The organism is Bilifractor sp. LCP19S3_H10 (assembly GCF_052119185.1).
In the GTDB taxonomy this organism is placed as follows: domain Bacteria; phylum Bacillota; class Clostridia; order Lachnospirales; family Lachnospiraceae; genus Bilifractor.
This window is the reverse complement of record NZ_JBQKFT010000037.1, coordinates 1-14,244: the sequence shown is the minus strand read 5'-3', so window position 1 is coordinate 14,244 and position 14,244 is coordinate 1. Positions and strand designations below refer to the sequence as shown.

Genomic DNA, 14,244 nt, shown 5'->3' with positions numbered 1-14,244 from the left:
GATTCTTCCTCGACCACTTCGGCCTCTTCCGGTGATTCTTCCTCGACTACCTCGGCCTCTTCAAACCGGGTCCCGGTCTTAACCCCTGTCCTGTCAGAGACCTTCTCCTCCACAATCTCAGCCTCTGCTTTCGGAGTCTCGATTTCGACAGCCTCTGTCTCTTCCACAGGTACTGCATCTCTCGCAGCCCCTTCCGCTTTTGTGGGAGCTTCTGCTTTTGCAGGAGCCTCAGCCTTTACTGTGCCTGCCTCTTTTGCAGAAGCCTCAGCTTTCGCGATGCCTGCCTCTTTCACAGGAGCTTCGGCTTTCGCATCACCTGCCGTCTCCTTCTTCGCAGCTCCCGCTGCGATTTCGCTCGAGAAGGATCCCGCTGTCTCAGCGAGGAATGCATCCAGATTAAAATCTCCGGTATTCATTTTCCTGCTGGTTCCTTCTCTGCGCGCCTTCTCAGCCGCGGCAGCTGCCGGCGTCAGTTTTCTCTCTGAAACAGAATTCTGCTGTTTCAATTCCGGATTATTTGACGGTCTTGCACTTCTGCCGGCACGCGAAGCCTGCGATTCGTCAGCGCTTCTCTCGATGTCCGATCGCAGATCTTCATCTGAAGCTCTCTCTGTATCGGCTGTCCGCCCGGCATCTGAAGTTCCGCGGAGATCAGATCCCGCATACCGGCCCGGATTTCTTCCGGAATCGACGGTCGCATTCTGATCCCGATTTCTTCCGGAATCATCACTTTCCTCTGTAAAGGAGTGTATTACGTGATGGAAGCCCTTCTCCAGTCTGTCCTTGAATTCCACGGCCGCGGACTCCGCCGGATGTTCCTGCTCCGAACGCTTTCCTCTTCCGGAAACCTGATTTTCTGACTCCAGAGAACCAGCGGCTTCCCCGCGATTTCTGTCACGCTTCACGAATGACGATGATTCCGGAACTTCCCTTTCCTCTTCCTTAAATATCCCGGCTCTCGCGGAAGCATCCTCCTCTGTGCTCTCTGTATCCTCAGAAGCCACAACGGCACTCTGCTCCTGTTTCCGGCGGTTTGCCGCTGCCTTCATCCGGTTATAGTTCTGCTCCTGTGAAGGTGTCAGAGCCGCGTACTGCTTCTTAAGCTCCATGGCCTTCATGACATATCTGCCCTCGCTGAACCACAGAATCAGGTCGTCGCAGGTTTCCACGCATTTCTTTGTATCACCTGCCTTCGAATACAGGACGGCAAGCTCATAAGCCCATCGCTCGGTATACTCCCGTTCCTTGTATTCCTCCAGCACATCGATCTGTGCCTCCAGCGGCGCGCCCTTTGCCTTGAACAGCTTATACTGCAGAAGGCAGCGTGAATTGTCGTTTTTGGCGACCTTGGAAAACTCCCGGAAATATTTTTCCGCCTCGTCGATCTGGTTCAGACGGATGCAGACCTCTACCAGGCGGTACAGAATATTCCGCCCGATCGAAGCGCGGCTGTACGCCAGAACCAGAATATCCTTAGCGCTCTCATAGTCCTTATTTACTTCATATACATCTGCCACCATGTTCAGGGTGTTAATGCTCTTGACACGGCGCCAGTCAATCGAATCGACGATGCTCAGGGCGTTTTCATAATCCTTCTCCCTGACATAAGCCGTCAGTTCGTCTAATTTCTGATGATATTCCTCTTTATCCAAGGTTTATCGCCTCCCGTTTATCTTATCTATACTCCTTGAAATCCCTTATCCATGCGCTGCCTGCGCTCCCCGGGCACAACTGGTTATTCCGGTGAAACCTCTCCACGAAAATCAGATGATTTCACTTCGATCTTGTCAAGCTTCCAGATGTCATCGACATATTCCTGGATGGTGCGGTCCGAGCTGAACTTTCCGGAATGTGCAATATTCAGAATTGCGCTCTTGTACCACTCCTCCGAATTGCGGTACTTGGATTCCACGCGTTCCTGAGCGGCCGCGTAGGACTTGAAGTCCGCGAGAATGAAGTAAACATCTGCGCGGTTTCCGTTCTGCGGGTACAGAAGGGAATTGTAGATGTCCCGGAACATCTCCATGTCTCCGTTGGAATACATGCCGTTGATCAGCTGCATGAGAACCTGACGGATATCGGCGTCGTTGTTGAAATACTGCATCGGATCATAGCCGCCGTTTTTCTCATAATCGATGACCTGCTCAGCAGTCAGTCCGAAGATGAAGGCGTTATCCTCGCCGACCTCATCGACAATCTCTACATTTGCGCCGTCCATGGTTCCCAGCGTCAGCGCACCGTTCAGCATGAACTTCATATTTCCGGTTCCGGATGCCTCCTTGCTCGCGGTGGAAATCTGCTCGGATACATCCGCCGCCGCAAAAATAATCTCCGCGTTGCTCACGCGATAGTCTTCGATGAAGACAACCTTGATCTTGTTCTTGATGCTCGCGTCATTATTGATCACATCCGCCACATTATTGATCAGCTTGATGATCTTCTTTGCGCGCTCATAGCCCGCACTTGCCTTCGCTCCGAAAATGAAGGTTCTCGGATAAAACGGAAGTTCCGGATGCTCCTTGATCTTATTGTACAGATACATCACATGAAGAATATTCAGCAGCTGGCGCTTATACTCATGCAGTCTCTTTACCTGTACGTCGAAGATGGAACGGGGATCGACCTCGATTCCGTTGTGCTCCTGAATATATTTTGCCAGACGAAGCTTGTTCTGGTACTTGATATTGCTGAATTCCGCCTGCGCCTTCTCATCATCCGCATAGATGGCAAGCTTGCTGATCGTGGACAGATCTGTTACCCACTCCTTGCCGACGTGACCGGTTACCCACTCTGCCAGAAGCGGATCTCCGTGAAGCAGGAAGCGCCGCTGTGTGATTCCGTTTGTCTTGTTGGAGAACTTCCACGGATACATCTCATAGAAATCCTTCAACTCACGTTTCTCCAGAATCTCGGTATGAAGCTTCGCAACACCATTTACCGAGAATCCGCCTACGATCGCAAGGTTTGCCATCCGCACCTGGCCGTCGTAGATAATCGCCATGCTGCGGATCTTCTCATCGCTGTTCTGCGGATACTTGATCTTGACTGCCTCACAGAACCTGCGGTTGATCTCCTCGACAATCTGATAGATACGCGGAAGCAGACGGGAGAACAGCTCGATCGGCCATTTCTCCAGAGCCTCGGCCATGATGGTGTGATTCGTATAAGCGCAGGATTTGGTCACAATCTCCCAGGCCTCATCCCACTCCAGATGCTGCTCGTCCAGAAGAATCCGCATCAGCTCCGGGACGGTAAGCGTCGGATGTGTGTCGTTCATATGGAAGCACGCCTTCTCCGGAAGCTTATGAATATCATCATGTCCCTTCAGGAACTTCTTCACCGCGGTCTGGATGCTTGCGGAAACGAAGAAATACTGCTGCTTCAGGCGAAGCTCCTTGCCGGCCATATGATTGTCGTTCGGGTAGAGAACCTCGGTCAGCGTCTGTGCCAGATTCTCCTGCTCTACCGCCTTGTAGTAATCACCCTTGTCAAAGGAATCCAGAGAAAAATCATTGATGGCCTCCGCATCCCAGATACGCAGGGTGTCTACCACATTGTTGTTGTAGCCTACGATCGGAAGGTCGTAGGGAACGGCACGTACCGACTGATAGCCCTCCTGGTGGTAGTAATTTCTGCCGGTCTTCTCATCATAGTCAACCGCGACGTACCCGCCGAATTTGATCTCCTTCGCGTACTCCGGACGCTTCAGCTCGAAGGGGTAGCTTCCGTCCTTCAGCCAGTTGTCCGGCTTCTCAATCTGATACCCGTCCTTTATCTCCTGCTTGAACATGCCGTAGTGATAACGGATTCCGCAGCCGTAAGCGGTGTAGCCGAGGGTGGCAAGCGAATCCATGAAGCAGGCAGCCAGTCTTCCAAGTCCGCCGTTTCCAAGTGCAGGGTCTCTTTCTTCATCCTCGATGGCATCCAGATCAATTCCCATCTCATCCAGTGCCTGCTTCACCTCACCGTATGCGGTAAGCGCCAGAAGGTTATTGCCGAGATATCTTCCGGTCAGAAATTCCATCGACATGTAGTAAACGATCTTCGGATCATCCTTCTTCATGGTCTGCTGGGTCGCCATCCAGTTGTCGATAATGACATCCTTGACGACATAGCATACCGCCTGGTAGATCTGATGATTGCTTGCTTCCTCCAGAGTCGTCCGGAACAGTCTTCTGATCTCATCTTTAACTTCCTTCTTGAAATTATCTTTCTTGAATATCGGATTAAGCATTCTTTCCCCTTTCACTGAAAAAACACTGCCGGAGACTCACCGGCGTACCTACGGACAACGAGACAAACACACCTCGCGGGTTATCTTCTCCGCCGGCGCTCACCTCAATGAAACAGCCATACCATACATGGCGCCATAAAATATGGTCTGACAGCTGTACAGACCCCCGCGTCTCTCTGCTGCTTCGCAGCTTCTCTGGCTTACCTGACGCTGATATGACATTAGGGAGTCCGGCAGATCCGGGCTCCCAGAAATATCCTTACTGTTTCTCGACACCCAGAGTGACTTCCTCAGAATTGATCTTCCAATCCTTGGTATAGCCGGCCGTCTCGCCGATCACGATATCATCGGCCAGAACGACTCTGGAGATCTTTTCTTTGTTCGCCTTCAGAATGTCCGCGATATGACGGTTGCCCTTTGCGTAGACCTTGATGCGGTCCATAACCTCAAATCCGGCTTCCTTACGCATCGTCTGAATCTTGCTGATCAGCTCCGCGACGAAGCCCTCCTCAATCAGCTCAGGAGTCAATGTGGTATCCAGCATCACGGTCACGCCCTGATCGGCCTGCGCCACATAGCCCTCGGTCTGCGCGATATCAATGAGAAGATCCTCTCTTGAAAGAGAAATGCTCTGTCCGTCCACAGAAATCGTCAGCACACCGTTCGCGTTGAGTTCCGCTACCGCCTCTGCGCCGTCCAGCTCGGAAAGGGCTTTCCGGATGCCTCCGACCAGCTTGCCGTACTTCGGACCGACTGTCTTCAGCTGCGGCTTGATGCTGTACTCCACCTTCAGATCATCCGAGAATTCTACGGACTTTACATTCAGCTCATCGGTCACAATCTTGGTGTAGAAGTCATCCAGACGGAAGTCCGCCTTGACATACATTCTGGAAAGCGGCTGACGGTTCTTGATTCCGGAAGCATTTCTCGCGGCACGTCCGAGCACGACGATTCTCGTGACCTCACGCATGTTCTGCTCAAGCTCCTGATCAATCCACGCCTCGTTCACGGTCGGATAATCGCACAGATGAATGCTCTCCGGAGCACTGCTGTCCACGCTGCGGACGAGGTTCTGATAGATGTCCTCTGTCATGAACGGAATCATCGGAGCCGCTGCCTTGCAGAGCTCGACAAGAGCGGTATAAAGCGTCAGGTACGCATTGATCTTGTCCTGCTCCATTCCCTTCGCCCAGAATCTCTCACGGGATCTGCGCACATACCAGTTGCTCATGTCGTCGACAAAGGACTCCAGACTCTTCGCAGCCTCCGGAATCCGGTACTGATCGAGATCCGCATCCGTCTCCTTGATTGTAGAATTCAGACGGGACAGAAGCCATTTGTCCATGACAGAAAGCTTATTATAATCCAGCTTATACTTTGTCGGATCAAAATTATCGATATTCGCGTAAAGCACCCAGAACGCATAGGTATTCCAGAGCGTTCCCATGAATCTTCTCGAATACTCCATCACAGCTTTGTCATGGAACTTGTTCGGAAGCCACGGCGCGCTGTTAATATAGAAGTACCAGCGGATCGCATCCGCTCCGAACTTGCGCAGCGCGGACATCGGCTCCACCGCATTGCCCTTGGACTTGGACATCTTGTTGCCGTCCTTGTCCAGCACAAGGCCGAGCACGATTACATTCTTGTACGCAGGCTTGTTAAACAGCAGTGTGGACTCGGCATGCAGAGAATAGAACCAACCTCTGGTCTGATCCACCGCCTCGGAAATAAACTGCGCCGGGAACTCCCTCTCGAACAGCTCCTTATTCTCAAATGGGTAATGAAGCTGCGCATAGGGCATCGCTCCGGAATCAAACCAGCAGTCGATAACCTCCGGCACACGGTGCATCTCGCCTCCGCAGTCCGGACATTTGATCGTGAACTGATCCACATAAGGTCTGTGAAGCTCGGTGTGCTCCGCGTCCGGATTTCCAGTCAGCTCCGCGAGTTCCTTTCTGGAGCCGACACAGATCTGCTTTCCGCAGTCCGGACAGGTCCATACCGGAAGCGGCGTGCCCCAGTAACGGTTTCTCGAGATACCCCAGTCCTGGATATTCTCCAGCCAGTTTCCGAATCTGCCTTCTCCGATCGTCGGCGGGATCCAGTTGATCTCCTTGTTGTTCCGCACGAGATCATCCTTAACGGCTGTCATCTTGATGAACCAGGACTCTCTCGCATAGTAAATCAGAGGAGTGTCGCATCTCCAGCAATGCGGATAATCATGTTCTACCTTCGGAGCCGCGAACAGAAGCTTTCTCTCGGAAAGATCCTTCAGGACCTCGGGATCCGCGCTGACCGCACCCTCATCCTTCATCTCGTGCTCGGTCGGCTTGCAGCGCATTCCCGCGAACTTTCCGGTCTCCGGCTTCAGGCGGCCGTGATCGTCTACCATCTGAACAAACGGCGCGTCATATTTTCTTCCGACGCGGGCATCGTCCTCACCGAATGCCGGTGCGATATGAACGATACCGGTACCGTCGGTCATCGTAACATAATCATCGCAGTACACGAAAAATGCCTTCTTGTGCTGCTTCGCGGCCGCATCCGCCGCGCACTGATACAGCGGCTCGTACTCCTTGTATTCCAGATCCTTTCCCTTAAAGGTCTCAAGGATCTCGTATGGCTTTTCTCCCTCCTCCTTTGCGACAGGGCCGAGAACCTTGTCCAGAAGAGCGACAGCCATGTAATAGGTATATCCGTCTGCGCACTTTACCTTCGCGTACGCATCTTCCGGATTCACACAGAGCGCGATGTTGGAGGGAAGCGTCCACGGCGTGGTGGTCCATGCCAGGAAATATGCGTCCTCTCCCTTTACCTTGAAGCGGACGATCGCGGTGCGGTCCTTGATGGTCTTGTAGCCCTGCGCAACCTCATGGGAGGAGAGCGGCGTTCCGCAGCTCGGACAGTAAGGAACAACCTTGAATCCCTTGTACAGAAGACCCTTCTTCCAGATTTCCTTCAGTGCCCACCACTCGGACTCGATATAATCATCATAGTAGGTAACGTAGGGGTTGTCCATATCGGCCCAGAATCCGACCTTGCCGGAAAACTGCTCCCACATTCCCTTGTATTTCCATACGGATTCCTTGCACTTCTTGATGAAGGGCTCGATTCCGTAGGCTTCTATTTCATCCTTGCCCTCAATGCCGATTTCCTTCTCAACTTCCAGCTCAACAGGCAGTCCGTGCGTATCCCATCCGGCCTTCCGGGGGACCTCATATCCCTTCATCGTGCGGTATCTGGGAATCATATCCTTAATCACACGGGTCAGTACATGTCCGATATGCGGCTTGCCGTTCGCCGTCGGCGGACCGTCATAGAACATATACATAGGATGCCCTTCATTTTTCTTTACACTTTTCTCGAAGATCCGGTTCTCTTCCCAGAACTTCTCTGTCTCTCCCTCTCTCTCTACGAAGTTGAGGTTTGTATCGACTTTTCGGTACATATCAGTAATTTCCTCCTTTGGTTTACAATGTTTTCTCGTCACATGTAAAAAACCATATATGCCTTTCAGGCAATCTATTATAAAAAGACGGCTGAAGCATTGTCAAGCCATTCCACTGGTTTCATGCCTTTTTTTGCGCCTTCTCGCGCGAAGTCCGTCCCGCTTGCTGCGGATCACATCCGCCTCAGCCTCACTGCTGATCTTGATGGTCTTCACCACGTAGACCCTTCCCTCATCGGTATGCTTCATCCGGATCTTTCCCTTCAGATAACCGTGCTCCGGACACCAGGCCACGCTGTAGTAGTTCCGCGAATTCACGGAAAACCAGCGCATCTTCTTCCTGGACTTCCTTCCGCATCTGCAGCAGTAGGTACTGCAGACCTCCGGATCCTTCATCGCTTCCTCCTTGGTTTTGAACTCCCTGGAGATGTATTTGCTGTACCCGTTATAAATCGTGTGGATTTCCTCGGTTTTCTTCTTCGGGTTCTGATACACGTCGATGGAGTCGTAGGCAAGCACAACATCCATATCGATCTTCTGAAAAATCAGCGCGGTATACCTGGCATCAGCCAGCGCCCGATGAAATTCCTCGTCCTTTCCGAGCTTCAGGTAATCAATCCCGTATTCCAGTGCTCTGCGGCTCTTCATGTCCTCGAACTGGACCGCGAACAGTTTCTGAACATCATAGTAATGAAGCGGTCCCTTCAGCAGTTCAAGCACCTGATAATATTTCATATTTCGCTGAAGCTCCGTCAGATCAACGGTGCCCCAGGTGCAGAAAATCGATTCCGGACCGGCCCAGGCCAGGAACTGCCGGACCGCATCCGGAAAATAATCGCCATTCTTCAGTTCTTCTCTGCCGATATGCACAATCTCCCGCGTGCGGTAATTCAAAGATTTGTAGACAACCGGCCGTATCACACGCTGAAACGTATCGACAATCTCCCGGTTCTCATCCAGCTTTACGGCCCCGATCTCAATAATCTCAAACGGAAGACGCTTCACCTCCCGGCTTTTGCCGTAGGGGCTCTGGTTCCACTCAAGATCAAAGACAATATAATTCATTGTTTCATGTCCTTTTTGCATAGATAGTTTTATCATAGCACATCCCTTTGTTGCCGCGCAATGCATACCCGCACTACTTTCTAAAGCTCCACCCGCCCAGTTACTGTTCGCCCCATCTATGTACGGCAAGAACTTAAGCGGTGCGTATACAGAAAACCGTCATGCCCGCAAGCGGCAATCATACTGACGACGAATTTCGCTGTGTCGCGGTGCGTATAAAGAAAAACTTTCCCGGGCAACAACAAAGAGGCTGCTCAAGCGTACCCGCTTTCACAGCCTCTTTCTGAATCAGTATTCAATTTCCGGATATATACCGGATCAGCCTTTCACGCCTCCGGCCGTAACTCCTGTTATATACCGGATCAGCCTTTCACACCTCCGGCCGTAACTCCTCCGACGATATACTTCGAGAGGAAGAGATATACGAAGATGACCGGGAAGATGGAGAAGGTGATGGACGCATATACCTGTCCCATGTCAAACTTCAGCCAGTCCGCGGAACGAAGCTCCGCGATCAGCACGGGAAGCGTCTTCATGCTCTCCTTGTGCAGAATCAGCGCGGGAGTGAAGTAATTGTTCCAGCTGTTGACGAAGGTGAAGATCGCCTGCACCGCGATTGCCGGTTTCATAAGCGGCATAACGATGGTGTTGAAGATCCGGAATTCACCGGCTCCGTCGATCCTTGCGGCCTCCAGAAGAGATCCTGGAAGATTCGAGTCCATGTACTGCTTCATATAGAAGAATACAATCGGCGACGCGACAGCCGGAACTACAAGCGGGAGATAGTGATCCATCAGATTCATCTTGCTGACCAGCTGTACAAAGCCAAGCGCGGACACCTGCGTCGGTATCATCATGATCGCAAGGATAAAGGTATAAATGGCCTTCTTGCCCTTGAAGTCATACGCGTGAATCGCATATGCGGTCATCGTGCTGAAATACGTGCTGCACAGGGCGCTGAGGCCGGCAATGATCAGCGAATTGAGCATGCCCCGCACGAAGGGAAGCGATCCGTGCAGCATATTGTACAGATTTTCAATTAAATGTGAACTCGGGACCGGTGTAAACCCTTTGCCCAGCTCACCGTTTGATCTGGTGGTATTGATGAACAGAATGTAGAACCAGATCAGACACAGGAAGGTCAGAAGGATGAGTATTATATAGGAAAAAATTCTTCTTCCTCTGACAGTTCCCTTCGCTGTTTTTTCTTCGTTATTTTGTACTGCAGCCATCTCCTGTCCCCTCCTTTCAGTCCTGCTTGTCCGCTGTTGTCTTGAACACAACCATACTCAGTAAACCGGTAATGATCAGCAGAATCACCGAAAGGGCACCGGCCATTCCGTAGTTCTTGCTGTACAGATGCTTATTCAGATACATGATAAGCGTCATCGATGAACGCATCGGATCTCCGCTTCCGTTCGTCAGGATCTGCGGAACATCGAACATCTGCAGGCCGCCGATCAGGGATGTGATCATGACATACACAAAAATCGGTTTCAGAATCGGCATCGTAATGCGGAAGAAAATCTGTCTCGCATTGGCACCGTCCACCTCGGCCGCCTCAAACAGCGACGAGTCGATGCCCAGCATACCTGCCATCAGGAGGATCGTCGTGTTGCCGAACCACATCAGGAAGTTCATAAACGCGACCATACCCCGGACGCTTCCGATATGAGACATGAACTTATAGGGCTTCGCAATCAGGTGCAGAGACATCAGAATCGAATTGACAGGCCCGCTGTCCGCAAAAAGGGTGAAGAACAGCATGGCAAACGCCGATGCCATGATCAGGTTCGGGAGATAGATCACAGTCTTGAAAAATCTCTGCGCTTTCAGGTGCAGGGACGGATCGGTGAACCAGGCTGCAAGCGCCAGCGAGACTACGATCTGGGGTACAAATCCAAGCACCCACATGATCATAGTGTTCGCGAAATACTTCGGCAGATCACCGCTCGTAAACAGCTTTGCGTAATTTGCAAGTCCGATGAAATTCGGTCCGATCTGCTTCAGACCCGATCTGTAATTTTCAAAAAAACTGTTGTAAATGGTAGAAACCAGCGGAATCATCTGAAAGATTACAAACACCGCCATAAAGGGTATCAGAAAAATATATCCGTACCGGTTATGCCTTTTGATCCTGCTTTTCTTATGCTTTTCCATACCCTGACCTCCCGACTCAAATGGCTCCGATTTATATCTGCGTATAAAAACGGGGATCCGTCAGAGCAGATCCCCGACCGGGACGACGGATCCTTAAGCTTTCACGGATCCATCGCTCCTTTCCTTTTCCTTCCGTCAGTCTACGCTGACATCCGGATATTTCTCCTGAATTGCGCTCTTGAACTGCGCCAGTGCATCGTCATAGGAAGCATTTCCGTCGAAATAGTTCTTCATCGCGGTCTGGAATTCCTCGTTGCATCCCTGATCGTAAATGGAGATGTTGCTCATATCTACCTTCTCAGCACCTGCTGACAGCATCGCGTACGGATTCTGTCCGCCGAGGATCGGGTTTCCGAAGGACTCGTCGCTTGCGAGAGCATCCAGAACGGTCTTGTTGTTTACACAGTCAGAATCATCAACAGCGATTTCCTTCATGATATCATCGTTTGTCGTCATGTTCAGGATGATATCCTTTACAAGCGTCGGGTTGTCGGTTCCGTTTGCCGCGCAGATCCATGTGCCGCCCCAGTAGAAGCCCTGCGGTCCTGTTACCAGACCCCAGCCGCCGTCCTTGCCGACGGATCCGTCCTCATCGCTGTGCATCGAGAAGTTGATCAGCCATGCCGGTCCGAAGTAGCAGAATACCGGAGTATCCTTGAAGAATCCCTTTGACCAGTCGTCGGACCACAGCTCATAGGAGTTCTCCTCGCCTGCGTCTACAAGAGCCTTGGAATCATCTGCCCATGCCTTGATGTTGTCATCAACGACAACCTTGCCGTCCTGAACCCACGGTCCGGAAACGTTGTTGGAATATACACGATAGGTATCCATAGCGGAGCACATCTGATAGCCCGCATCCTTTACCTTCTTGGCGGTCTCATTGAATTTGTCCCAGCTGGAAACCGCATCCTGAACCGCGTCCAGATCGTCTGTCCCGAGAACTTTCTTCGCGATATCACGGTTGAAGATCAGTCCTGCGGAGCATGCCTGCCATGAGGAACCGCGGATATCTCCGTTCGCGTCCGTCACGACATCTTTTGTATACTGATACTGTTTGGAGAGATCGTCATCGGTAATACCAAGGTCTGAGAGCTTCATCGCAACATCCGCGTCAGCGTCAATATACTTCAGCGCGTAATCCGCTTCTACCAGGAAAATATCAACCTTCTTGTCCGCTGATGCATCCGCGTTCTCAGGAAGTACGGTGTCCAGATTGTTCTGGTATGCGTTGTCATCAGAAGGAGTAACGGTAAATTTCACGGTAACGTCGCCGATCTTGCCGCCCTTCGTGGCATCATTCGGATCAGCAGCCTCAAATCCCGGATAGTGAGCCGCAAGACGATTCGCGAACTCATCATTCCAGCACTGGATATTCAGAACAGTTCCCTCTCCGGAAGCATCCGCAGACGAAGACGTTGCCTCGGCTGCCGAGCTTGAGGAAGCAGCCGTGGTCTCTTCCTCCGCACTGGAAGAAGCAGATGTACTTGCACTGCTTGCGGACGATCCGGACGAGGATGCCGCGGATGATGAAGCAGTGGAGCTGCTGCCGCACGCTGCCATCGGCACTACCAGTGCCGCCGCCATTGCAAGACTGAGTAATGTTCTCATACGTTTCTTCATGTTTTTTCCTCCCTTACATTAAATAGCTCTGCTGCAATAATTTGGATTTTAATACAGAGTTCTTTTTAGAAACGACAAGTTACCTCTACGTATGAATTACATCTGGGTGCAATATTATTGCCTGTATATCTGATCCGTGCTTTCGCTGCGGGGCTTTCTGCAGTTCAACCGCCCGTCTGACACATTCAAAGTGCTTACACGGAAGTCCCATGGAAGACGATCCCGTTTACTTCCCGGTTATCCCCGATCCGGCGCACCGCTTACACGGAAGTCTGCGGATCTCCGGAAATATCTCTGACCGTCTGTCCTTCCAGCAGCTTTCCCTCAACGAGCAGTTCCTCTGCGATGCAGCTCTTCTTGTGCTCGATGGACTCGACCAGCTTTCTCCCGGAGACCTCTCCGATCTTTGCCGCATCCTGATACCACGTGGTAAGCTTCGGGCGAATCACCTGCGACAGATTGATGCCATCGTATCCGACCACGCTCAGGTCTCCCGGAATGGAAATCCCCATTCGCTCACACTGATTGCTTCCGCCGATATACGAGAAATCATCCGGGTACATAATCGCGGTTGGCGGTTCTTTCAGCTCCATAAGCCGACGTGTTGCCTCTGCTGATACCTTTGTGTCGTGATACCTGCCCTCGATGACATATTCCTCAGGTACATCGATTCCGAGTTCACCGCACGCCTTGTAGAATCCGCTCAGCCGTTTCTGTGTAACCGACGTCTGTTCTCCGTGGATAAACGCGATCTTCCGGTGTCCCTTGTCATAGAGGTAATGCACCAGCCGGTACGCACCGTTTACGTTATCACTCATCACACAGCTGTGATCATTAAACGTATAGTCTATCGTTACCGTTGGAAACTCACTGTCAATCAGTTCCCGCACCGCGGGGCTTGTGAAGTCCACACTGGCGATCAGCACTCCGTCGCACTTGCGGTATCTGCAGTGTTCCGTGAAGGATCTCCCGCCGATGGTCTGGCTGATAAACGTGATGTCATACCCGAGAGCTTCTACCGTATTCTTCGCGCTGTTCAGAATCTGCGAAAAATATTCATGGGTCAGGCCACTCATGGTCTCGTCCTCAAATACGACTCCGATATTATGCGAGATATTGGTCTTCAGCTGTCTCGCGGCTGCGTTCGGCATGTAATGCATCTCCCGGGCTGCCCTCAGGATCCGCTCCGTCGTCTCTTTTCCTACGTCTCCGTAGCCGTTCAACGCCTTGCTGACCGTCGCCGGAGAAACTTCGCACAGTTTTGATAAGTCTTTAATCGTCACCATGATGACCTGATCTCTCCTTTGGTCCGTCTCGCTTAATCGTTTTCGTTGACCTCATTCTAAATCGTTTTCGGTTATTCGTCAATTATTGTCATTTCACAATTATATTCCGATATTTTTGTTTAGTTTACATATACTTTATCTTTGAAAACGTTTTCGCTATTTACTTTCAAATAATTGAAGCTTATAATGAGCTAAAACTAGTTACGAAAACGTATTCGTACAGATTCTTCGAAAATCCAGTCGGGACGGCTGTAACGACACGCGCAAGAGATCTGACAGCTGATGAATCTTCACGATTACAATGCCGCCTGTTGCGGCACGCGCAAGAGATCTGACAGATGATGAATCTCGACGATTACAATGCCGCCTGTTGCAGCACGCGCAAGAGACCTGACAGATGATGAATCCTGACGATTACAAAGCCGGCT

General features: G+C 51.4%; 7 protein-coding genes and 1 pseudogene. All 8 read right to left on the bottom strand.

The features are described 5' to 3' along the window. Positions 1 to 1,652: pseudogene (locus ACTQZS_RS15005) on the bottom strand (hypothetical protein); the annotation flags it as partial. 83 nt (positions 1,653 to 1,735) lie between these two features. Further along, complete coding sequence (locus tag ACTQZS_RS15000) at positions 1,736 to 4,234, bottom strand: glycogen/starch/alpha-glucan phosphorylase (RefSeq protein ID WP_441476538.1); 2,499 nt, start codon at positions 4,232 to 4,234, stop codon at positions 1,736 to 1,738. Between the two features lie 259 nt (positions 4,235 to 4,493). Continuing rightward, positions 4,494 to 7,685: an isoleucine--tRNA ligase gene (gene ileS, locus ACTQZS_RS14995; RefSeq protein ID WP_441476537.1), complete on the bottom strand. Its 3,192-nt coding sequence runs from the start codon at positions 7,683 to 7,685 to the stop codon at positions 4,494 to 4,496. 102 nt (positions 7,686 to 7,787) lie between these two features. Beyond that, positions 7,788 to 8,750 carry an exonuclease domain-containing protein gene (locus ACTQZS_RS14990; protein ID WP_441476536.1) on the bottom strand — a complete coding sequence of 321 codons (963 nt, stop codon included), beginning with the start codon at positions 8,748 to 8,750 and terminating at the stop codon, positions 7,788 to 7,790. A 362-nt stretch (positions 8,751 to 9,112) separates the two neighbouring features. Next, positions 9,113 to 9,982, bottom strand: coding sequence for a carbohydrate ABC transporter permease (locus tag ACTQZS_RS14985; RefSeq protein ID WP_441476535.1), 870 nt, complete (start codon positions 9,980 to 9,982; stop codon positions 9,113 to 9,115). 16 nt (positions 9,983 to 9,998) lie between these two features. Next, complete coding sequence (locus ACTQZS_RS14980; RefSeq protein WP_441100454.1) at positions 9,999 to 10,910, bottom strand: carbohydrate ABC transporter permease; 912 nt, start codon at positions 10,908 to 10,910, stop codon at positions 9,999 to 10,001. A gap of 135 nt (positions 10,911 to 11,045) precedes the next feature. Then, positions 11,046 to 12,530, bottom strand: a complete 1,485-nt coding sequence (locus ACTQZS_RS14975; protein WP_441476534.1) for a carbohydrate ABC transporter substrate-binding protein — start codon at positions 12,528 to 12,530, stop codon at positions 11,046 to 11,048. Between the two features lie 260 nt (positions 12,531 to 12,790). Continuing rightward, positions 12,791 to 13,816, bottom strand: a complete 1,026-nt coding sequence (locus tag ACTQZS_RS14970; RefSeq protein ID WP_441476533.1) for a LacI family DNA-binding transcriptional regulator — start codon at positions 13,814 to 13,816, stop codon at positions 12,791 to 12,793. Positions 13,817 to 14,244: the final 428 nt, after the last annotated feature.